The organism is Bradyrhizobium sp. NDS-1, from assembly GCF_032918005.1.
GTDB lineage: Bacteria > Pseudomonadota > Alphaproteobacteria > Rhizobiales > Xanthobacteraceae > Bradyrhizobium > Bradyrhizobium tunisiense.
Window position 1 is genome coordinate 7,426,452 of the sequence record NZ_CP136628.1, and the last position, 21,426, is coordinate 7,447,877.

General features: G+C 64.5%; 18 protein-coding genes. 11 read left to right on the plus strand and 7 right to left on the minus strand.

What is annotated here, in order from left to right; translation table 11 throughout:
• Positions 1-53: 53 nt before the first annotated feature.
• From RX330_RS34750 to ugpB, 5 genes are all read right to left on the minus strand, one after another.
• Positions 54-953, minus strand: coding sequence for an ABC transporter permease (locus RX330_RS34750; RefSeq protein ID WP_212083966.1), 900 nt, complete (start codon positions 951-953; stop codon positions 54-56).
• Positions 954-956: 3 nt separating this feature from the next.
• Positions 957-1,970: an ABC transporter permease gene (locus RX330_RS34755; protein WP_212083964.1), complete on the minus strand. Its 1,014-nt coding sequence runs from the start codon at positions 1,968-1,970 to the stop codon at positions 957-959.
• 263 nt (positions 1,971-2,233) lie between these two features.
• Positions 2,234-3,856, minus strand: a complete 1,623-nt coding sequence (locus RX330_RS34760; protein ID WP_212083962.1) for an ABC transporter substrate-binding protein — start codon at positions 3,854-3,856, stop codon at positions 2,234-2,236.
• 373 nt (positions 3,857-4,229) lie between these two features.
• Positions 4,230-5,171 (minus strand): aminoglycoside phosphotransferase family protein, encoded by a 942-nt coding sequence (locus RX330_RS34765; RefSeq protein ID WP_317244029.1) that lies wholly within the window; start codon positions 5,169-5,171, stop codon positions 4,230-4,232.
• 126 nt (positions 5,172-5,297) lie between these two features.
• Positions 5,298-6,620, minus strand: coding sequence for a sn-glycerol-3-phosphate ABC transporter substrate-binding protein UgpB (gene ugpB, locus RX330_RS34770; protein ID WP_375848050.1), 1,323 nt, complete (start codon positions 6,618-6,620; stop codon positions 5,298-5,300).
• Between the two features lie 297 nt (positions 6,621-6,917).
• On the opposite strand from ugpB, the gene RX330_RS34775 reads away from it, so the two are divergent.
• The 10 genes from RX330_RS34775 (at position 6,918) to RX330_RS34820 (ending at position 17,988) form a co-directional block, all read left to right on the plus strand.
• Positions 6,918-7,913 carry a TRAP transporter substrate-binding protein gene (locus RX330_RS34775; RefSeq protein ID WP_212083956.1) on the plus strand — a complete coding sequence of 332 codons (996 nt, stop codon included), beginning with the start codon at positions 6,918-6,920 and terminating at the stop codon, positions 7,911-7,913.
• A gap of 6 nt (positions 7,914-7,919) precedes the next feature.
• On the plus strand, positions 7,920-9,998 hold the full coding sequence (locus RX330_RS34780) for a sensor histidine kinase (protein WP_249153206.1): 2,079 nt from the start codon (positions 7,920-7,922) through the stop codon (positions 9,996-9,998).
• Positions 9,968-11,713 (plus strand): DUF3369 domain-containing protein, encoded by a 1,746-nt coding sequence (locus RX330_RS34785; RefSeq protein WP_212083954.1) that lies wholly within the window; start codon positions 9,968-9,970, stop codon positions 11,711-11,713. The genes RX330_RS34780 and RX330_RS34785 overlap by 31 nt, the downstream gene beginning before the upstream one ends.
• A gap of 10 nt (positions 11,714-11,723) precedes the next feature.
• Positions 11,724-12,461, plus strand: a complete 738-nt coding sequence (locus tag RX330_RS34790; protein ID WP_212083952.1) for a response regulator — start codon at positions 11,724-11,726, stop codon at positions 12,459-12,461.
• 324 nt (positions 12,462-12,785) lie between these two features.
• On the plus strand, positions 12,786-13,397 hold the full coding sequence (locus RX330_RS34795; protein WP_212083950.1) for a sigma-70 family RNA polymerase sigma factor: 612 nt from the start codon (positions 12,786-12,788) through the stop codon (positions 13,395-13,397).
• 334 nt (positions 13,398-13,731) lie between these two features.
• Positions 13,732-14,430, plus strand: coding sequence for a cytochrome c biogenesis CcdA family protein (locus RX330_RS34800; protein ID WP_212083937.1), 699 nt, complete (start codon positions 13,732-13,734; stop codon positions 14,428-14,430).
• A 31-nt stretch (positions 14,431-14,461) separates the two neighbouring features.
• Positions 14,462-15,049 carry a thioredoxin family protein gene (locus tag RX330_RS34805; protein ID WP_317241507.1) on the plus strand — a complete coding sequence of 196 codons (588 nt, stop codon included), beginning with the start codon at positions 14,462-14,464 and terminating at the stop codon, positions 15,047-15,049.
• Positions 15,050-15,151: 102 nt separating this feature from the next.
• Positions 15,152-16,126, plus strand: a complete 975-nt coding sequence (locus tag RX330_RS34810; protein WP_212083933.1) for a hypothetical protein — start codon at positions 15,152-15,154, stop codon at positions 16,124-16,126.
• 174 nt (positions 16,127-16,300) lie between these two features.
• Positions 16,301-16,894, plus strand: coding sequence for a L,D-transpeptidase (locus tag RX330_RS34815; RefSeq protein ID WP_212083926.1), 594 nt, complete (start codon positions 16,301-16,303; stop codon positions 16,892-16,894).
• Positions 16,895-16,950: 56 nt separating this feature from the next.
• Positions 16,951-17,988 (plus strand): amino acid ABC transporter substrate-binding protein, encoded by a 1,038-nt coding sequence (locus tag RX330_RS34820; RefSeq protein ID WP_212084595.1) that lies wholly within the window; start codon positions 16,951-16,953, stop codon positions 17,986-17,988.
• 266 nt (positions 17,989-18,254) lie between these two features.
• Here RX330_RS34820 and RX330_RS34825 read toward each other — a convergent pair whose 3' ends face one another.
• Both RX330_RS34825 and RX330_RS34830 read right to left on the minus strand, forming a co-directional pair.
• Entirely contained in the window at positions 18,255-19,394 is a 1,140-nt protein-coding gene (locus tag RX330_RS34825) for an acyl-CoA dehydrogenase family protein (protein ID WP_317241508.1), read from the minus strand.
• A 128-nt stretch (positions 19,395-19,522) separates the two neighbouring features.
• Positions 19,523-20,722 carry an acyl-CoA dehydrogenase family protein gene (locus tag RX330_RS34830; protein WP_317241509.1) on the minus strand — a complete coding sequence of 400 codons (1,200 nt, stop codon included), beginning with the start codon at positions 20,720-20,722 and terminating at the stop codon, positions 19,523-19,525.
• Positions 20,723-20,860: 138 nt separating this feature from the next.
• On the opposite strand from RX330_RS34830, the gene RX330_RS34835 reads away from it, so the two are divergent.
• The gene (locus RX330_RS34835; protein WP_212083920.1) at positions 20,861-21,406 is read left to right on the plus strand and encodes a carboxymuconolactone decarboxylase family protein; all 546 of its coding nucleotides are present in this window, start codon (positions 20,861-20,863) and stop codon (positions 21,404-21,406) included.
• Positions 21,407-21,426 lie beyond the last annotated feature (20 nt).

Sequence of the window (21,426 nt, forward strand, 5' to 3'; positions counted from 1 at the left end):
GCACAGTAGAATGGCATTGGAATCGTTGGAGAATTTTTGACGAAAAACTGCCATCACGTCCTCCGCTGGGGGTCCACGATGTCGCGCAGGCCGTCGCCGAGGAGATTGAAGCAGAACACGGCGATCATCAGGGCAAGGCCGGGGAAGAGCGCGATCCACCATTCGCCCGACACCATGAAGCCGGCGCCCTCGGCGACCATGATGCCCCATTCGGCGGTGGGCGGGCGGACGCCGAGGCCGATGAAGGACAGGCCCGCGGCATTGAGGATGGCGTAGCCCATGGTCAGCGACATCTGCACGATCATGATCGGCATGATGTTGGGCAGGATGTGCACCAGCAGGATGCGGAACTCGCCGTTGCCCGACAGACGCGCGGCCTGCACGAAGCCGGCATTGCGGCGGACATTGGCCTCGGCGCGAGCGACGCGGGCATAGAGCGGGAAGTTCACGATGGCGGTGGCGAGGATAATGTTCTGCACGGTGTTGCCGAGCGCGGCGACGATGCCCATGGCCAGCACGAACAGCGGAAAGGCCATGATGGTGTCGGCGATGCGGCCGACGATGCGGTCGGTCCAGCCGCCGAAATAACCCGCGGCAATGCCGGCCAGCCCGCCCATCAGGAACACCAGCGCGACCGAGGCGATCGCGATGAAGACGTCGAGCCGGGTCGCGACGATGACGCGGCTGAAGATGTCGCGCCCGAGCTGGTCGGTGCCGAACCAGTGCGCCGCCGAGGGCGGCTTCAGCGCCGCAGCGGTGTCGGAAGCCAGCGGATCATACGGCACCACATAGGGGCCGAAGATCGCGGCGACGAGGATCAGGATCAGCAGCGCGAAGGCAAAGCCCGTGACCTTGTTCTCGCCGAGCACGTAGCGGGTTTGTTCGAGGACGGCAGCGAGTCCCGACGTGCGGGCGGGACCGACGGGTTCAACAGCAGGCGCAACGGAGCTCATAGTCTAGCCCTCCAACCTGACGCGGGGATCGATCACGCCGTACAAAATGTCGATGATCAGATTGAGCAGCACGTACATGACCGCCATGGTCAGCACGAAACCCTGCACCGGCGCGAAGTCCGACGAGATCAGCGCTTCCACCGCGTAGGAGCCGATGCCGGGCCAGGCGAACACTTTTTCGACCAGCACGTTGGCGCCGAGCAGGAACGAGAACACCATGCTGAGCGTGGTGATGACGGGAAGCATGGCGTTGCGGAAGGCATAGGTGACGATGACGGTTGCCGGCGACAGGCCGCTGGCGCGCGCGGTGCGGACGAATTCTGAAGCCAGCACCGCGAGCATCGAGGCACGCGTCATGCGCGCGATCGGCGCCAGCGAGAAGATCGCGAGCGTCGTCGCGGGGAGGATCAATTGGCTCAGCGCGGAGCGGAACGCCTCGAGATCGCGCGCGATCAGGGTGTCGATCAGATAGAAGCCTGTGACCGTCGGCGGCGCGCTGTAGAACACGTCGAGACGGCCGAGGGGCGCGGGCGACCAGCCGAGGCGGAAATAGAACACGTAGACCAGCACGAGGCCGGTGAAGAACACCGGCAGCGAGACTCCCGCCGTTGTCGTGATGCGACAGAGATGGTCGATCCATGATCCCGGCCGCGTCGCAGCTAACACGCCGAGCGGAATCGCGATCACGACGGACACGACGAGGCCCAGCAGCGTCAACTCGGCGGAGGCCGGCAGACGGTTGCGGATTTCGGCTGCAACCGGCTGACCCGTGGTGAGCGAGTTGCCGAAATCGCCATGGGCGAGGTCGTTGGTGTAGCGGAAGAACTGCTCGATCAGCGGCCTGTCGAGGCCGAGCTTCTTGCGGATCTGCTCGACGGCTTCTTTCGTTGCGGCGGGACCGGCGAAATAGGCGGCGGGATCACCGGGCAGCGCCCGCGTCAGCAGGAAGGTGACGATGACGACGCCGATCAGCGAGGGGATCGCGAACATCAGGCGCTTGCCGATCATGGTCAGCATGGGGTGCTCCTGATGTGCTCAGCTTGACAGCGAGATCGAGCCACTTGCTCCGCTGCGTTCCCTCCCCCCTTGCGGGGGAGGGCCAGGGAGAGGGGTGCCACACGGTGACCCATGGTGTGACGAAGAACAGGCCGCGCGCGACAATGAACACCATTGCTTGGGCTACCCCTCTCCCCAACCCTCCCCCGCAAGGGGGGAGGGAGCCTGAAGAGTGTGCTCACCTCACGTGAAGGGACAGCCAGCACCGCGGGCCCCATGACGTCTCACCCCTTCGCCATCGCGCGATAATCCAGCCTCCGGTGGAACCAGTATTGGTAGCCGCTGACGTTCTTCTGCATCGCGACGTTGACGAAGGGCTGGTACAGCGGGATGCGCGGCACGTCGGTGAAGGCGAGATCGACGAAGCCTTTCACGTCCTTGTCGTAGGTCGCCGTGTCGCCGGTCGCGGCGGCCGTGCGCGCGCCGTCGATCAGCTTGTCCATCTCCGCCGACTTGTAGCTCATGGTGTTGAAGACGGAATTGTTGCCGTGATAGCACCAGTAGAAGAAGTATTCGGGGTAATCGAGCCAACCCGAGAACACGTTGGTGAAGAGCGGCATCTCCTTCTTGTTCAACTCGGTGCGCCAATTGGCGCCGGGCACCTTGTTGATGGTGGTCTTGATGCCGATCTGAGCCAGGCTCTCCTGCACCAGCACGCAGAGCGGCTCGTTGACGCCAGCGAAATTGAGATCGAACGAGATCGTCGTCTCGAAGCCGTTGGCATAGCCGGCTTCCGCCAAGAGCGCCTTCGCCTTCTCCATGTCGGTGTTGTATTTGTGCGGCTGCGGCCAGGCGACTTCGGTGGCCTTGTCCTTGGCCGCACCGAACATCGGGTTGGCGAGCCCGAACAGCACCGCGTCCATGATCTTCTGGTACGGCAGTGCATAGGCGACGGCCTGCCGCACCTTCGGATTGTCGAACGGCGGCTTGGTCACGTTCATGCCGATATATTGGATGCCGTTGGAGAACGGCAGCGAGACCACATTGAGCTTGCCGTTCGCCTTCATCTCCTGGAAATCCTTGAACGGCAGCTCATAGGAGATGTCGGCATCGCCGCGCTCCAGCAGCGCACGACGATTGCCGGCCTGCGGTACCATGCGCCAGATTACGCGCTTGATCTTCGGCAGCGGACCGCAGACCCAGTCGTCGTTGCGCTCCATGACAACTTCAGTGCCGGCGGTCCATTTCGTCACCTTGTAGGCGCCGGAGCCCGCGGTCTGCTGCTTGGTGAATTCGAGACCCCAGGGGTCCTTCTCGCTGGCGTTCTTCTTCACGAGCTCGGAGTTAACGATGCAGGGCACGATCACGGCGAGATCGGGGATCGTGAGCCTGTCCTTCTTCAGGAAGTCGACCCGCACCGTGTGGTCGTCGATCACGACGAACTGCTCCGGCTTGGTCAGCGAGCCCGCGCTCATCTGGAAGGTCGGGAAGCCGCCGACGCTCACGGCGCGGTCGAGCGACCATTTCACGTCCTTGGCAGTGACAGGCGTGCCGTCGTGGAATTTGGCGTTCTTGCGCAGCTTGAAGGTGACCGACATGTCGTCGATCTTGAAGTCCTCGGCGAGCTCGCCCTTGAACTTGTCGCGATCGTAATAGGGCACGCCGCCGGGGCCGCTCTTCATCTCGTGGCTGATGAGCCGGTCGTAGCAATTCCAGGACACCTCATAGCCGGGCACGTTGGTGCCGATGCCGTGGATGTCGAGATTGTTGGGGCCGCCTTCCGAGACGATCAGCAGCGTCTCCGAACGGGCGTCGGCATAGGCGGAGGAGACGACGCTCGGCATGGCCGGAAGCGCCGCTCCGGCGGCCAATCCGGAAACGGACTTGAGGAAATCGCGGCGCTTCATGAAATGGCTCCAACACAAAAGTTTCGGGTTGGAACTGGATTCGCAAGGTTCGTGCCAAGGCTTAATGGGCGTTTACGATCGAGCTAAACGATTGAAACAAAGAAAAAATATCGATCCTGCCCGCGCGCGGCCTTTGCGGCGGCTTCCCCGATATTGCATACAAAGATGCGTATTTGCATATTTATTGAGCATAAACGACTGGCCGCCTGCCTCGCGAGCAGAGCCGTCATTCCGGCGCATGCGCAGCATCGAGCCCGGAATCCATCGGGTGGCAACAGGCGCCGGAGAATGGGTTCTCAGGTGCGCAATTGCGCACCATAGTTCGACGCTGCGCAGCGCCCTGGAATGACGGAGAGAGGCTGAGCGCGAGCACTCAGCCCGGCCAGATCAGGTCCTGCAGCTCAATGAGATCGGTCGCCCTGTCCTGCCAGCCCTCGATGCAGATATGGCTGTTGAGATCGCTAGCCCGGTGCAGCAGCATCAGGGCCATCAGGCGGCGCTTGAGCGTGTAGTCGAGGGTCGCATAGCCGAAGCCTTCCAGCAGGCTGCGCACCCTCCCCGGCCGGCCTGCCGCCATGAAGGCGCTGGGGCCGAGCAAGTCGTAATCACGCCAACCCGCGAGCACGTCGCCGAAATCGAACAAGCCGGCGAGCGACCATTGGCCGTCCTCGCATGCGAGCAGGAAGTTTTCAGGAATGTATTCGCCGACCAGAATCACCGGCGGCGCATCCATCGGAATGAGCTTTGCCGCGTCGCGCAGGAGATCGTCAAGGCCTCTAAGGAATTTCGGCGCAAGGCCAAGACGCTCGTGCCTGGCGCGGCACCCCTGCATCTGCCGGCGCATGAAGTCCTCCCAGCGCGGCTCGATTGTCGCAAGCGGCCCAAGCGGGGCGCGCTGCACGGCGGCGACGGTCTCGCCGACCCGGCGCAGCAGGCGCTCCTTCTGGTCTTCCGGCAAGGACGGCCACACTTCCGAGCCGAGCGTGCCGGCAAGGCGCGTGATGATCAGGTATGGCCAGCCGTCGCGCGTCCCTTCGGCGACGATCTCGGGAATCGGCAGATCGACATGGCCGTTCAGCTGCGCCAGCGAGCCACGCTCGGAGACGAACTGCGCTGCGAGCTGCGGCGGAAAGATTTTCAGGATCAGCTTGTCGCCGAGACCGGCCACCAGATTGGTGCCGGTCGCAAACACGTGAAGCGAGCCGACATCGAGACCGTGGCTGCGCGCGATGTCGAGCGCGATCGGCAGCCAGCGCGGCGCATCGGAACGGAAGGCGCGGAAGCTCTCGGCGTCGGGAAGGTATGGCAGTGTCATCCAAATACGCTCGAGTTCGTCATGCCCGGGCTTGTCCCGGGCATCCACGTTCTTCGGCTGCGGCAAGGCATGGATGGCCGGGACACGCCAGGCCATGACGCTGTCGAGAGACCTCGCGCGCCACCCCTACCGCTCCGGACTGGCCCGCTCGAACTGGCGGAGGATCTTGTTGCCGCGCTCGACGGCGGAATCCAGCGCGGCTTGCGCGCTCTTGTGGCCGGCAAAGGCCTGCTCCAGCTCGTCCTCGATGGCGCCGCGGATTAGCACGAAGGAGCCGAGCCGGATGCCCTTCGAATTCTCCGTCGGCGGATTGAGCGTGATCTCCTCGAACGAGATCGCCGAGCCCGGGTTGCGCTCGTAAAATCCTTGCGACCGCGTCAGCTCGAAGGCGGCACGGGTGATAGGCAGATAGCCGGTGTTCTGGTGCCAGGCGGCCTGCACGCCGGGCTGCGACAGATAGGAAAAGAACCGCGCCACGCCCTTGTATTCCTCGCGCGGGCGGTCGCGCAGCACCCACAGCGTGGCGCCGCCGATGATCGAGTTCTGCGGCGCGCCCTTCATGTCCGGCCAGTACGGCATCATGCCGTAGCCGATCTCGAACTTCGAATTCGCCCTGATGTCGGCACGCGTCGCCGAGGAGCCGATGAAGATGCCGCACTCGCCCTTCTGGAAGCGCGGCTCGGCCGACTGGCCGCGACCGCTATAGTCGAACAGCCTGGTCTTCTGCCACTCGCTGAGCGCTGCGATGTGATGCACCAGCGACGGATTGTTGATGGTCAATTCCGCATCCAGCCCGGCAAAGCCGTTGGCCCGGCTCGCCAACGGCAGATTGTGGAAGGCGGAGAAATTCTCGACATGGATCCAGGATGGCCAGGAGGTGGTGAAGCCGCAAGCAGCGCCGCGGTCGCGCAAGCGCTTTGCAGCGAGCCCCAATTCCGGCCAGGTCTTCGGCGGCGCCTCCGGATCGAGCCCGGCATCGCGGAACATGGTCTTGTTGTAATAGAGGATCGGCGTCGAGGAATTGAACGGGAACGACAGCAGGTTGCCCGCTGCATCGGTGTAGTAGCCGGAGACCGCAGGCAGGTAATCGCCCAGCGAGAACGGCTCGCCCTGGTCCCGCATCAGGCTGAACACCGGATAGATCGCGCCCTTGGCCGCGGTCATGGTGGCGGTGGCGACCTCGTTGACCTGGACGATGGCGGGCTGGCTGCGCGAGCGGAAGGCGAAGATCGCGGCGGTCACCGTCTCGGTGTAATTGCCCTTGTAAGCAGGCACGATGCGGTAATCGGACTGCGAGGCGTTGAAATCCGAGGCCAGTTTCTCGAGCTGCCGCCCGAGCTCGCCGGACATGGCGTGCCACCACGCGATCTCGGTGGCCGCCTGCGCTTTCGAGATGAATGCGAGAGCCGCGACGGTGGCGACGACAGGCAAAAGGCGCAATGCTGAAATCACGATGGCTCTTCCCGTGTCGCGCGACGAAAGACGGCTGTTCTGCTTAAGGCGCCCCCTTTGCGGTTTCAACCGGGAATGCGCGCCGACCGCGCCGCACAATCGCCACCGCGGCGCCAGCGGGATGGCCTTCCCCCGCCCAGCTGCCAGCGCCCCGTTCCGATCGGAAACGGGTCTCCAGATTCTTAATTTGACGCGTTTTCCCGACGCGAACCGGTATCCACTTCGCTTGAAAACGCTCTAGATTGCATTGAACCTTTTGCTCCCGCCATAGACTCCACCACTGAGGGGTTGAGTGTGCCAGTGCTGAGCCGTGCCGAATTCTCGCGGACCGGGGTGATCTTCGTCGCGCTTCTGCTTGCCGTCTGGACGACGGGCGCCGGCGCGCGCGAATTTCGTGCCGCCGATACCCAGACCGCGGATTATCCGACCGTCCAGGCGCTACGCTACATGGGCGCCCTGATCGCCGAGCGCACCAGCGGCCGGCACGAGATCAAGGTGTTCCACTCCCGCCAGCTCGGTGAGGAAAAGGAGACCATCGAGCAGACCCGGGCCGGTGCGATCGACCTCAACCGGACCAACGTGGCGCTGATCGGCAATTTCGTCCCGGCGATGAACGTGCTGGCAATGCCGTTCCTGTTCCGGTCCATCGAGCACATGCAGAAGGTGCTGGACGGGCCGATCGGCAGCGAAATCCTCGGCAGTTTCGAGCCTTATGGCTTCATCGGGCTCGCCTTTTACGATTCCGGGGCGCGGTCGATCTACAATGGTGTCCGCCCGGTCAGGAACGTCGCGGACCTCAAGGGATTGCGGATCCGGGTGCAGCAGTCGGAGTTGATGAGCCAGATGATCCGTTCGCTCGGCGCCGAACCGGTCGAGCTGCCCTACGGGCAGGTGCTCACCGGGCTCACCAATCATTTGATCGACGGCGCCGAAAACAACTGGCCATCCTTCGTGACGACGGACCATTACAAGCATGCCGGCCATTACACGCTTACCGAGCACACGATGAGCCCCGAAGTGCTGGTGATCTCGCTGAAGGCCTGGCAGAGCCTGTCGCCGGACGACCAGAATATCTTCCGGGAGGCCGCGCAACGCTCCAGCCGATTCATGCGCGAGAAATGGCGCGACCTCGAGGAGCAGTCGCAGCGCAAGGCCCAGGAAGCTGGCGTCACCGTCGTCAGGGATATCGACCGCAAGCCGTTCGAGGACGCCATGGCCGCGATCTACGCCAAGGCCGGGCGCGATCCCGCCGCGGCCGCGCTGATCGAACGCATTCGCAAGGTGGAGTAGAGCTTCTTGGCTGGGCTCGGACACAGCGAGACCGCGGAAAGGCCGCCCGGCCCGATCGGGAGGGCGCGCGCGCGCATCGTCGGTGTGCTGCGGGCGGTGCCGATCCGCTGGCGCATTCTGTCGATCGCGGCGCTGAACTCCGCCGTGGTGGTGGTGCTGGTGGCGATGATCTGGAATGGCGCCCAGGTGCTGGGCTCGGCCTGGGACGACGTGCGCCAGGTGCGCGAATCCGACCGAATCCTTGCGCTGCTCGAAAGCGAGACCGGACGCCTGCACAATCTGATCCACCGCTACATCAACCAGCCGAGCCCGGACCTGTTCGCCGAGATCCTGCTGCTGCGCGAAGCGGTGCTGGGCACGCTTTCCAACCGTGCCGCCAAGGACCCGATGCTGTCGGGCTCGGTCGAGGAGCTGGAGCGTACCACCGACCGCTTCCTCAACGGCTTCGGCGAGCTGCGCAGCGTGCAGGCCACCATCGCGAAGACCTATGAGGAGCAGGTGCAGGGCCCGGCCAGGGACATGGCGGGCCTCTACTCCATCATCGAAGGCGCCACCGGCCATCGCGACGCGCTGATCTGGCCTTCGCTCGGAAAATCCCGCGAGGCCTTCACCGCGATGCTGGTGGCGGCCAATTCCTATTATCTCTCGCTGTCACCGGGCGCGGCCGACGACGCGCGGCGCAACACCGAGACGATCGAGAAGACCATCCCCGTGATGATCGACCTCGCCGACAACGACCTGCAGAAGATGGCCTTGCGGCGGCTCGGAGCCCGCACCGCCGCGCTGCGCGAGGGCTTTGCAAAGCTCTCCGAGCAGCTTGCGAGCCGCACCGAACTGCTCCGCAACACCATCGACGCCAGCCAGGCCGAGGCGATCGGCGCCATCGACGATCTCTCGACCAAGATGCGGCAGCGCGAGCAGAAGGCGCAGGAGACGTTCGACCGCACGCTGGCCGCCATTTCCAGGCGGGTGCTGTCGATCGCGGTGGTCTTTCTCGGCATCATCCTCACCGCCGGCGTTCTGATCGCGCTCTCGATCCGGCTGCCGCTGCAGCAGATCATGGCCGCGATGCGCGCGATCACGCTCGGCGACCTCGACCGCGAGGTGCAGGGCACCAAGGCACGTGACGAGGTCGGAGCCATGGCGCGCGCGGTGGAGGTGTTCCGCGAGAATGCGATCGCGAAGCGCCAGACCGAGGACGAGCTGCGCGCGTCCAAGGAGAAGGCCGAGAGCGCGCTGCTCGAACTCAACACCGCGCAGCAGAATCTGATCGACGCCGAACGGCTGGCCGCGCTCGGCGGCCTCGTTGCCGGCGTCGCGCACGAGGTCAACAACCCTATCGGCATCAGCCTGACCGTTGCCTCGAGCTTCGCCCGGCGCACCGAAATCTTCGAAGCCCAGCTCAAGGGCGATGGAGGCCTGCGCCGCTCGCAGCTGGAGGAGTTCGTGCAGTCCTCGCGCGACGCCTCGCAGCAGCTCGTCGCCAATCTCCAGCGCGCCGGCGAATTGATCCAGTCGTTCAAGCAGGTCGCGGTCGACCGCTCCCATGCCGAGCGCCGGCAATTCTCGCTCAGCGAGGCCACCGACCAGATCATTGCAAGCCTGCGGCCGGTGCTGAAGCGCTCGGCGATCGCGCTCCAGGTCGACGTGCCCGAGGGGTTGCTGCTCGACGGCTATCCGGGCTCCTATGGCCAGATCCTGACCAATCTGTTCCTCAACGCCGCCAACCACGCCTTCGGCGACGGGCGGGCCGGCATGATCACGATCTCGGCGCGGCCGCGCGGGGCCGACGACGTCGAGCTCATCTTCACCGATGACGGGGCCGGCATGACCCCCGACGTGCAGCGCCAGGCCTTTGACCCTTTCTTTACCACCCGGCGCAATGAAGGCGGCACGGGACTTGGCCTGCATATCGTCTATAACCTCGTCACCCAGCAGCTCGGCGGGCGGATGATGCTGGAATCCAAGCTGGGACAAGGCACCACTTTTCGCATTATCATGCCCCGGGTCGCCAGGGGCGGCGCGCAAAGCACAGAAAGTGACGGGACTTCTCAATGGCCGAACAGGACGATGTCCTCCACCTGATCGACGATACCGGTACCGCGTCGGAGGATGCCAACGCCCGGAAATGGAAAATCGCCGTCATCGACGACGATCCGGCCGTGCATGACGGCACCCGTTTCGCGTTGTCCGACTACAGCCTCAACGGCCAGGGCCTCGAGATCCTGTCGGCCTATTCCGCGGCGGAAGGCCGCAAGCTGATGGCCGAGCACGGCGACATCGCCGCCGTGCTGCTCGACGTCATCATGGAGACCGACGTCGCCGGCCTCGATCTGGTCGAGTTCATCCGCAACGAGATCCGGAACGAGACCGTGCGCATCATCCTGCGCACCGGACAGCCGGGCCAGGCGCCCGAGCGGCGCGTGATCGTGCAGTACGACATCAACGACTACAAGGCCAAGACCGAGCTCACCGCGGACAAGCTGTTCACCTCGCTGACCGCGGCGCTGCGCTCCTATCAGCAGCTCGAGCGCATGGTGCAGACGCGGCGCGGGCTGGAGATCATCATCGACGCGGCCTCGACGCTCTACGACTTCAAGTCGATGCAGCGGCTCGCCGAGGGCGTGCTGACCCAGCTCGCCTCGCTGCTCAACGTCGATTGCGCCGGTATACTCGTCTTGCGCGACAATGGCGGCATCGACCCCGAGCTCTCGGTGCTCGCCGGCAGCGGCTGCTACAGCCGCTTCATCGGCACCACCACGTCGAAGGCGCTCGATCCCGATCTACGCTCGATGGTGGAGGCCGCGTTCCAGCGCCGCAAGAACGAATTCGCCGACCATCGCAGCGTGATCTATCTGCGCACCGGAAGCGGCCGCGAGGTCGTGGTGCTGCTGCAGGCCGAACGCGAGCTGTCGGAGACCGACCGTTCCCTGGTCGAGATCTTCTCCTCGAGGCTCTCGATCGCCTTCGACAACGTCATCCTCTACCAGCAGCTCCAGGACGCCAACACGCAGCTGGAGGACCGCGTCGCCCAGCGCACCCGCGCGCTGATGCAGGCCAACCGCCGCCTGTCGGCGCAATGGCTGCGCCTGCAGCGCGCCAACGGCTTCAAGAACGAGATTTTGGGCACCGTCGCGCACGATCTGAAGAATCCGCTCGGCGTCATCCTCGGCCGCACCGAGATGCTGAAGGAGCTGATTTCGACCGGCGCCTCGGAAAGCGGCGTGGTCGCCCAGGTCGACCACATCCGCGATGCCACCAAGCGGCTGACCACGATGGTCGATCACCTGATCTCGGACGCGATGGCGGATGCCTTCGACATCACCATCCGCCGCGAGCCGGTCGACGTCGCGGCGCTGGTCAAGGAGGTCGCCGAGGCCAACCAGCCGCTCGCCGTCAACAAGCAGCAGGCGATCAGCGTCGCCGCACCGGCCAATATCGTCACCATGTGCGACACCGACCGCATCCGCGAGGCGATCGACAATCTCATCAGCAACGCCATCAAATACTCGCCGATCGGCGGCAAGATCGACGTCGTCGTCAGCCACGAGAGCGGCGACACCGTCGTCCGCGTCAGCGACGAGGGCGCCGGCCTGTCCCCGGAGGATCTCGGCCGCCTGTTCGGCCGGTTCCAGCGGCTGTCGGCAAAACCGACCGCCGGCGAGAGCTCGACGGGACTTGGCCTGTCCATCGTCAAGCGTATCGTCGACATGCACGGCGGCGAGGTGACCGCCGACAGCGACGGGCCCGGCAAGGGCTCGACCTTCACCATCACCCTCCCCGCGACCGAAATGCCGTGATCCAGAGACCATGACCCAAAGCCAGCACATCATGATCGTCGACGATGAAGCCCCGGCCCGGGAGATGGTCGGCGATTATCTCAAGATGCACGGCTTCACCGTGACGCTGTGCGACGGCGGCAAGTCCTTGCGCGCCGCGATCGACGGCAGCATGCCGGACCTCGTCGTGCTCGACCTCAACATGCCCGAGGAAGACGGACTCTCGATCATCCGCGACCTCAAGAGCCGCATCAACGTGCCCGTGATCATGCTGACGGCGACCGCGAGCCCGATCGATCGGGTCGTCGGGCTCGAGCTCGGCGCCGACGATTACGTGGCAAAGCCCTGCGAGCTGCGCGAGCTGATGGCCCGCATCCGCTCGGTGCTGCGGCGGAGCGTGCCGGCCAAGGCGGCCGCGCCGGACACGGCGGCGGCGAAATCCGACAAGGAGCAGCTGGTGCGGTTCGGCACCAAATGGCTCGATCTCGAAGCCCAGGCCTTGCGCGACGACGAGGGCAACGAGCATCCGCTGACGGCATCCGAGTTCGGGCTGCTGAAGGTTTTCGCGGCCAATCCGAAGCGCGTGCTGTCGCGCGAACGCCTGCTGGAATTGGCCAATGCGCGCGACGCCGAAGCCTTCGACCGCGCCGTGGATTTGCGCATCATGCGCATCCGCCGCAAGATCGAGCCCGACCCGGCCAAGCCGGCCGTGATCCGCACCATCCGCGGCGGCGGCTATCTGTTCTCGCCGGCGGGCGAGAAGGCGTAGGGGACGACACACCCTACGGCGCTGTTGTCCTGGCTACGGGCGCCCGCGACAGCGGCCATGTGCATCGCGCGACCGAACGCAATCCCCCCAATTACGTTCCGCACGGCGTAACGCCTCGTAAAACCTACGCCCCCGTATTTTCCGTATATTGAAATTGCACGACTATTTGCCCCGAATGTTTCGTCGCCCCCACTCCGACGAAACAATTTCGCGACGCACGAAACCATTTTCCCCTTTTCGTGCAGACGTCCCGAAACGTTGGCTCATTAACACTTCGCTCCAAGGAAACGCCGCTCGGTTGCGGCGCTACGGGGAGCCAAGTCAATGCGGAACGTCATCGCCATCAACGCCCAGGCCAGCCAGAGCATCATTGCCGCTCAGGCGACTTCGGACGACATGCTTCTCGAAAGCATTGCCGGCGGAAACCGGACGTCGATGCACATCCTTTATTGCCGGCATCATGTGCGGGTGTACCGCTTCATCCTGCGCATCGTGCGTGACGCCACCGCGGCGGAAGATCTCGTCAGCCAGGTGTTTTTGGACGTGTGGCGGACCGCCGGCCAATTCCAGGGCCGCTCGCAGGTTTCGACCTGGCTTCTCTCGATCGCCCGCTTCAAGGCCCTGACCGCGATGCGCCAGCGCCGCTTCGAGGACATCGACCAGGAAGACGTGCGCCAGATTCCCGACGATGCGGAGACGCCCGAGACCTCGCTCGACCGCAGCGACACCAGCGCCATCCTGCGTGCCTGCGTGCAGAAGCTGTCGCCCGCACATCGCGAGATCATCAACCTCGTCTACTACCACGAGAAGTCGGTGGAGGAGGTCGGGCAGATCATCGGCATCCCCCAGAGCACCGTGAAGACGCGGATGTTCTACGCCCGCAAGCAGCTGGCCGAATTGCTTAAAGGCGCCGGCGTCGAGCGCTTCGCCGCCTGACATCAACGATTTCAAGGGGATAGGGCCCTATCCGGGGCCCTTCCCGGGGACACGGAAGTGTTACCGCCGACGAAACAATTGAAACAAAGCACAACATCAGGCGGAAAAACTTCTCCCCTATAAAACTCACATACGGTTTTGTTAAACCTCCCAAGGACCTCCAGCGACCCGGACGGGATGCCCCCCTCCGGGTCGTTTTGTGTTTGGGGCAGGCTGGCCGCTCCCGCCTGCAGCTGCGTCCCGCAACCAGCCGCCGTCACGAAGGCGTGACGCTGCGTAACGGGCCCCGCGTCCATTCCGAACTGCCCTCGTGACTTCCTTCACGAGGGCCCCGATGCTCGAACTACTCTTCGCTCTTCTCGCCGGCATTCTCACCATCGCCGCGCCCTGCACGTTGCCGATGTTGCCGATCCTGCTCGGCGCCTCGATCGGGCGCGCGGGACATTTGCGCCCCCTCATGATCGCGCTCGGCTTCGTCGTCTCGTTCTCGGCGACCGCGCTGCTGCTCGGCGCGATCACGCGGCTGTTCGATTTCGATCCGAACGTGCTGCGCGAGGCGGCCACGATCCTGCTGCTCGGCTTTGGCCTGCTGATGCTGTGGCCGGCGCCGTTCGAATGGTTGTCGATCCGCCTCAATGGCTGGCTCGATCTCGGCAATTCCGGCACCACGCAACGCGAGGGCGCGCTCGGCGGGCTGATCCTCGGCACCACGCTCGGCCTGGTCTGGACGCCCTGCGCCGGCCCGGTGCTCGGCTCGATCCTGACGCTGGTTGCGACCTCGAACAACCTGACCTGGGCCGGCACGCTGCTGCTCGCCTACGCCATTGGTGCTGCGATCCCGATGCTGGCAATCGCCTATGGCGGACAGGCCGCGACCACGCGCGTGCGCAGCCTATCGCGGATTTCGCCGCGCCTGCAGCAGGGCTTTGGAATCGTCGTGATCGCCTTCGCACTCGCCGCCTATTTCCAATACGACACGCTGATCGTGGCGTGGCTCACCGGCTTCTACCCGACCGGCCAGATCGGCCTGTAATCACCGAAGATTTCACCCGGAGGACGCTTCCATGGCTTTCAAACTTCTCGCCGTCTCAGCTGCAATTGTCGGCTTCGCCGTCACCGGCGCCGTCATCCCCGGCGTCTGCGACGAGGTGTCCCGCGCAACGCCTGTCTTCACTGCTCCCGCCGCGCCGATCACCGTCGCCGCCGCGAGCCAGCAGGCCGCGCCCGACTTCGTCGGCATCAACAATTGGTTCAACTCCAAGCCGCTGAGCATGGCCGACCTCCGCGGCAGGGTCGTGCTGGTCGACTTCTGGACCTATGGCTGCGTCAACTGCGTCAACACGCTGCCGCACGTCACCGAGCTCTATGCGAAGTACCGAGACAAGGGCCTCGTCGTGGTCGGCGTGCACACCCCGGAATTCCCGTTCGAGCGCTCCGCCTCCAACGTGCAAGCCGCGCTGAAGCGTCACGGCATCACCTATCCGGTGGCGCAGGACAATGATTCCAAGACCTGGAACGCCTACCGCAACCAATATTGGCCGGCGCAATACATCATCGATCAGAACGGCAAGATCGTATTCCAGCACGCCGGCGAAGGGGCTTACGGCGAGATCGACCGCACCGTGGCGAAGCTGCTGAACGCGAGCAGCTGATCCCACACGGACATCGCGGCCGGTTTCGGATGACGCCCTTGTTGCTTGACTCCACGGACCCGTCCGTGGAGTTTCGCGAGCACCGGAATCAGCCCGCCCGCAATGGACGCCGCGCCCACCAGCACCGACATCCGCCTTCGTGAAGGCACCTCGATCGCGCAGCGGCTGATCGTGGCCGGCTGCGCGGCTGCGGTTGCGCTGTGCTTCACGCCGGGCCTGTTCACGCACGACACGCTGGAGATCATCATCTCGGTGGTCGCGCTGCTGGTGGGAGCGGGATTCGTCGTCGGCATCATGATTGCGCCGGCGGTGGTGTGGATCATCACGGCGAACGAGATCCTGATCGGGCGGCAAAGTCCGTTCGGCAAGCTGCGCACGCGGGTCGTCGCGAAGGACGAGATCACGGCGCTACAGGTTCCGGGCAGCAAGCGCGTGAAGGCCCGTTTCCAGCTCGTGTTCACGCTGGCTTCCGGGGAACGCCTCACCTCCCCGCCGATCTCCGACGTCACCCATGTTCGCGACACCGTGGCCCGGATCGCGGCGCAGTTCGAGGTCCCCAATGTCGAGGATCCCGCCAATCCGCTCGACGCCAGCAATCCCGAGATGCATCTCGGCGAGCCGCTGGAGGCGTTTCCCGCGCGGGACATCAGGATCGTGTCCCTGATCGCGATTGCGCTATGCGCCGGGCCCTACGCCTACAAGCTCTGGCGTGGGCTATCGCCGAGCCATGTCGACATCCTGCTGCTGCCGCTCGGCGCGCTCGCCGCGTTCGCGGTCTACAGATACGCCAACCTCGTGACCGGGGCGTTCTGGATCATTCGCGAGGGCGATATCCGTGTCGAACGCCTGTGGGGTGACGGCAGCCTGCGCGCCGACCATATCGCAGGACCCGACGTGAAGACGATCACGGTCGAGCGCCGCGGCCGGTCCGAGGACGAGCACTGCATCGTGGTGATCCGGTTGCACTCGGGGCGGAGGTTTCGCAGCCCCCGCATCGGGTCTCGGGTGGAGGCGCGCGCCGTGGGGACGGAGATCGTCCGGCGGCTCGGGATCGCGGCGGAGAGCAACAAGATCTAGCCCCGATTGCGTCCACATCGCCATGCCCTGTTTGTGGCATTGCCCGGCTCCGTCAAAAAACCATAGGTATTCTCGTGACATACCAGGGTGGCGCGCCATCAACTTGCCATGAACTTGCCCCTCAGGTTTGATGCTTCGGAATGATTTGCGCTGTGGCAGCGGGGAGAACTTGAAATGACGGATTTTCGTCGCCTGACCGGGATGTTCATGGCTGCGGTGGGGCTTATTCTGTCCGCCCCGCAGGCGTCCGCCCAACAGCCTGACCGCGGCGACGAGCCGGGCCTGATTGCCGACGACGGCTACCAGCTCGAACCTGAATGGCAGAAGCAGGTGGTCTATTTCCGCACCACCGAACCGCCGGGCACGATCATCGTCTCGACTGCCGAGCGGCACCTCTATCTGGTGCAGCCCGGCGGGCGCGCAATCCGCTACGGCATCGGCGTTGGCCGCGACGGCTTCCAGTGGCAGGGGCTGGTGACCATCACCAACAAGAAGGAATGGCCGGATTGGACGCCGCCGCCGGAGATGATCCAGCGCCAGCCCTATCTGCCGCGCTTCATGGCCGGCGGCCCCGGCAATCCGCTTGGCGCCCGCGCCATGTATTTGGGCACCACGGTCTACCGCATCCACGGCACCAACCGCCCCGACACGATCGGCACCAAAGTGTCCTCGGGCTGCTTCCGCCTCGTCAACAACGACGTCGCCGATCTCTACGACCGCGTCCCTGTTGGCACCAAGGTGGTCATCCGGCAGAAGCCTGAACTCTAGAGACCCCCTCTTCCTCGTTCACACTTCTTTTTCCGATTTTTCGAGAGAGCAACATGATGCGCACTTTTCGAGGCGGCCTGCTGATCGGGCTCGCGGTCGCCGTGCTGGTCGCCGTTCTGGCGATCATTTACGAGTTCTACGACACCCGCACCTTGAAGCGCACCGTGCGCCGCGGCGAGGTGCTGTGCGGCGTCAACAAGGGCCTGCCGGGCTTCTCATATTCCGAGGACAATCAGAACTGGACCGGCTTCGACGTCGATTTCTGCCGCGCGGTGGCCGCGGCGATCTTCAACGACCCGGGCAAGGCGAAGTTCATCCCGCTCGACGCCAATGAGCGTTTCAAGGAGCTGCAGAGCCGCAAGGTGGACATCCTCTCGCGCAACACGACCTGGAGCATGGCGCGCGAGCTCGACTATGACCTGTACTTCCCTGCCGTCGCCTATTACGACGGCGTCGGCTTCATGGTGCCGCGTTCGCGCAACAAGGAGACCTCGCTGGACCTGACCGGCAGCAAGGTCTGCGTGCAGTCCGGCACCACGACGACACTCAACGTCGTCGATTACTTCCGCATCAACAACATGAAGTATGAAGAGGTGAAGTTCGATAACCTCAACGACGTGGTGAAGGCCTACGATACCGGCAAGTGCGACACGCTCTCCGCTGACGTCTCCCAGCTCTACGCACTGCGGATAAACCTGTCCAAGCCGGGCGACCACATGATCCTGCCGGACATGATCTCCAAGGAGCCGCTCGCGCCCGTCGTGCGCCAGCGCGACGACGACTGGATGATGATCGTGAAGTGGACGCTCTATGCGATGATCAATGCCGAAGAGCTCGGCGTCACCTCGGAGAACATCGACGAGGCCCTGAAGTCGAAGAAGCCCGAAGTGATGCGCCTCGTCGGCACCGAGGGCCGTTACGGCGAGCAGCTCGGTCTCACCAAGGACTGGGCCGCCCGTATCATCCGTCACGTCGGCAATTACGGCGAGATGTACGAGCGCAACATCGGCGAGAAGTCGAAGCTGAAGATCCCGCGCGGCATGAACCAGCTGTGGAACGCGGGTGGCGTTCAGTATGCACCGCCAATGAGGTAGCAGGTCTCTCCTGCCGTCTTTGCGAGCGTAGCGAAGCAATCCAGACTGCCTCTGCGGAAAGACTCTGGATTGCTTCGCTTCGCTCGCAATGACGAGCTTGGGGTAAGTGCTGTCCAATCACTCAACTGTCATCGCCCGGCTTGATCGGGCGATCCAGTATTCCAGAGACGATTGTGATCAATCGAGAGGCCGCGGCGTACTGGGTCGCCCGGTCAAGCCGGGCGACGACACCGATTGCGAGGCGGCATCCCGCGCCTCAGCCCCCCTCAATACCCCCGCGCCCTTGCGAGCTGCTCGGTGTGGTAGTTGGCGTCGCCGAACAATTCCTCGCACACGCGCGCGCGCTTCATGAAGAAGCCGATGTCGAACTGGTCGGTCATGCCCATGCCGCCGTGCATCTGCACGCCCTCCTGCACGGCGCGCGTCGCGGTGGTGCCGGCGCGCGCCTTTGCGACCGCGACGGCTGGCGCGGCCCTCGCGACGTCGGCATCCAGCGCCTGAAGCGCCTTCATCGTGGCGGCGCGGGTGATCTCGATGTCGACATAGAGCTCGGCAGCGCGATGCTGCAGCGCCTGGAATTCGCCGATCAGCTTGCCGAACTGCTTTCTGTTCTTGAGGTACTCGACGGTGCGGTTGAAGACCTCCTCGCTGAGGCCGACCATTTCGGCGGCGACCGCGCCGCGGCCGATGTCGAGCACGCCGTCGAGCAGCGCGGCCCCCTGATCGACTTCGCCGAGCACGCTGTCGGCGTTGACCTCGACATTGGCGAGCTCGATCCGCGCGGCATTGTGCGCATCGACCATGATGGTGCGTTCGATCGCGACGCCCTTGGCCTTGGGGTTGACCAGGAACAGCGTCAGGCCGTCACGCTCTCCTGCGGAGCCCGCGGTGCGCGCGGCAACGATCACGAGATCGGCGACGTGGCCGTCAACGACCAGCGCCTTGGCGCCCGAGAGCTTGAAGCCGTTGCCGGCACGCACGGCTTGCAAGCTCGTCTGCAGCGGGCGATGCTTTGCGCCTTCGTCGATCGCCAGCGTCGCGAGCAGCGAACCGTTCGAAATCTTCGGCAGATATTCCGATTTTTGCGCAGCATTGCCGCCGCGGTTCAGCGCGGAAGCCGCGACCACTGACGTCGCGAGGAACGGCGACGGCATCAAGGTGCGGCCGATCTCCTCCATGACCACGCCTGCCTCGACATAGCCGAGTCCGCTGCCGCCGAACTCTTCCGGCACCAACAGGCCGGCAAAGCCCATCTCGGCGAAGGAATGCCAAATCTCCTTGGAGAAGCCGGTGGGGTCTTTGCTGTCGCGCAAATGGCGCAGGTGCGACACCGGCGCCTTGTCGCTGATCAGCCCGCGCGCGCTGTCGCGGAGCATCGATTGTTCTTCGGTGAGGACGAGGGCCATGGTGTCTAAATCTCTAAAGTCTTGCGGAATGCATGCTTGTTGCAGTCATTCCGGGGCACGCGAAGCGTGAACCCGGAATCTCGAGGTTCCGGGTTCGATGCTGCGCATCGCCCCGGAACGACGGTTGATCACGCCCCCGGCAGATCCAGGATGCGCTTGGCGACGATGCCGAGCATCACCTCCGTGGTGCCGCCCTCGATCGAATTCGCCTTGGTGCGCAGCCAGGCGCGCGGGCGGGCGCCCTGCCTGGAGCGTTCGCTCTCCCATTCCAGCGCATCGACGCCGCCTGCCGACATCAGGATCTCGTGGCGTCGCTTGTTGAGCTCGGTGCCGTAATATTTCATCGCCGAGGAGAACGCCGGATGCGCCTGCCCCGCCTTGGCCAGATCGACCGCACGCTCCGCGCAGGCCGCGAGCGCGGCCTCATCCACGTCGAAGCTTGCGATCTTGCCGCGCAGCATCGCATCGTCGAGCCGCCCTTGCCCATCGGTGCCGACGGAGTCCGCCGCGATCTGGCCGAGCGGACGGCCGACGCCGCGCTCGCCCATGCCTGATATCATCGCCCGCTCGTGCTGGAGCAGGTATTTCGCGACGTCCCAGCCGCGGTTGACGGTGCCGACCACATGCGATTTCGGCACGCGGACGCCGTCGAAGAAGGTCTCGCAGAAAGGCGAATAGCCGGAGATCAACAGGATCGGCTTGGTCGAGACGCCCTTCGAGGTCATGTCGAACAGGATGAAGCTGATGCCGTCGTGCTTCTTGGCAGCCGGATCGGTGCGCACCAGGCAGAAGATCCAGTCGGCGTAGTTGGCGTAGGACGTCCAGATCTTCTGGCCGGTGATGATGAAATCGTCGCCATCGCTCTCGGCGCGGGTCTGGAGCGAGGCGAGGTCGGAGCCGGCATTCGGCTCGGAATAGCCCTGGCACCAGCGGATCTCACCCGCGGCGATCTTCGGCAGATGCTCCTTCTTCTGGGCGTCGTTGCCGTATTTCAGCAGCGCCGGCCCGAGCATCCAGATGCCGAAGCTCGACAGCGGCGGACGCGCGCCGATTCGTCCCATCTCGGTGCGCAGCACCTTGTGCTCGGCCGCGCTGAGGCCTCCGCCACCATATTCCCTGGGCCAGTCCGGCACGGTCCAGCCCTTGTCGCGCATGCGCTCGAACCAGATGCGCTGCGGCTCGGACGAGAATTTGGCGTTGCGCCCGCCCCAGAACACGTCGGCGTCCGACGTCGCGGGCTTGCGCATCTCCGGCGGGCAGTTGGCTTCCAGCCAGGCGCGCGTCTCGTTGCGGAATGTTTCGAGATCGGCCGTCTCAGTGTCGCTCATGGTCGTTTCCATCAGTCAAAATCGGCTTGTTGGGCGCGACTCTGGGCCATCGCCCCGCGGAATTCAACCACTTCCGTACCCGTGCATCGGCTATAGTCGCGGTCGTGGCGGTGCTTGAAAAACAAAGAGGAAACGACAATGCGCCTGAAGCTTCTTTCGCCTGGCGAAATGAACGAGAGCCAGCGCCAGACCTATGACGAGTCGATCGCGGGCAAGCGCGGCAAGCCGCCGGCGCCGATGATGGCCTGGCTCAACAGTCCGGAGATGGCACGGCACGCCACACGGCTCGGCGAGGTGATGCGGTACGACACGATCTTTCCCGCCAGGCTTTCGGAGATCGCGATCCTGGTGACGGCGCGGCACTGGACCGCGCATTACGAATGGTACGCGCACAAGCGCCTCGCGCTTGCCGGCGGCATGGACCTGAAAATCATCGACGCGATCCGCGACCGCCGCACGCCTGAGTTCGACGATCCCAAGGGCAAGATGATCTACGATCTCGCGAAATCCTTGCATGAGGGCCACGGCGTCGAGAAGGGCCTCTATGATGAGGCGGTGAAGCTGCTCGGCGAGCGCGGCATCGTCGAGGTGATCGGCCTGTGCGGCTATTACACGATGGTGTCGATGACGCTGAACACCTTCGAGTTCGAGCTGCCCGAGGGCGAAGTGCGGGAACTGGCCTAGTTTCCCATCCTGATGCGCAA

Excerpts from the sequence above, each read along its gene's own strand:
- RX330_RS34795 (WP_212083950.1), top strand. The coding sequence starts at position 12,786 with ATGCGGAACGTCATCGCCATCAACGCCCAGGCCAGCCAGAGCATCATT.
- RX330_RS34790 (WP_212083952.1), top strand. The coding sequence starts at position 11,724 with ATGACCCAAAGCCAGCACATCATGATCGTCGACGATGAAGCCCCGGCC.
- RX330_RS34820 (WP_212084595.1), top strand. The coding sequence starts at position 16,951 with ATGCGCACTTTTCGAGGCGGCCTGCTGATCGGGCTCGCGGTCGCCGTG.
- RX330_RS34815 (WP_212083926.1), top strand. The coding sequence starts at position 16,301 with ATGACGGATTTTCGTCGCCTGACCGGGATGTTCATGGCTGCGGTGGGG.
- RX330_RS34755 (WP_212083964.1), bottom strand. The coding sequence starts at position 1,970 with ATGCTGACCATGATCGGCAAGCGCCTGATGTTCGCGATCCCCTCGCTG.
- RX330_RS34810 (WP_212083933.1), top strand. The coding sequence starts at position 15,152 with ATGGACGCCGCGCCCACCAGCACCGACATCCGCCTTCGTGAAGGCACC.
- RX330_RS34835 (WP_212083920.1), top strand. The coding sequence starts at position 20,861 with ATGCGCCTGAAGCTTCTTTCGCCTGGCGAAATGAACGAGAGCCAGCGC.
- RX330_RS34760 (WP_212083962.1), bottom strand. The coding sequence starts at position 3,856 with ATGAAGCGCCGCGATTTCCTCAAGTCCGTTTCCGGATTGGCCGCCGGA.
- RX330_RS34785 (WP_212083954.1), top strand. The coding sequence starts at position 9,968 with ATGGCCGAACAGGACGATGTCCTCCACCTGATCGACGATACCGGTACC.
- RX330_RS34825 (WP_317241508.1), bottom strand. The coding sequence starts at position 19,394 with ATGGCCCTCGTCCTCACCGAAGAACAATCGATGCTCCGCGACAGCGCG.
- RX330_RS34750 (WP_212083966.1), bottom strand. The coding sequence starts at position 953 with ATGAGCTCCGTTGCGCCTGCTGTTGAACCCGTCGGTCCCGCCCGCACG.
- RX330_RS34765 (WP_317244029.1), bottom strand. The coding sequence starts at position 5,171 with ATGACACTGCCATACCTTCCCGACGCCGAGAGCTTCCGCGCCTTCCGT.
- RX330_RS34805 (WP_317241507.1), top strand. The coding sequence starts at position 14,462 with ATGGCTTTCAAACTTCTCGCCGTCTCAGCTGCAATTGTCGGCTTCGCC.
- RX330_RS34800 (WP_212083937.1), top strand. The coding sequence starts at position 13,732 with ATGCTCGAACTACTCTTCGCTCTTCTCGCCGGCATTCTCACCATCGCC.
- RX330_RS34830 (WP_317241509.1), bottom strand. The coding sequence starts at position 20,722 with ATGAGCGACACTGAGACGGCCGATCTCGAAACATTCCGCAACGAGACG.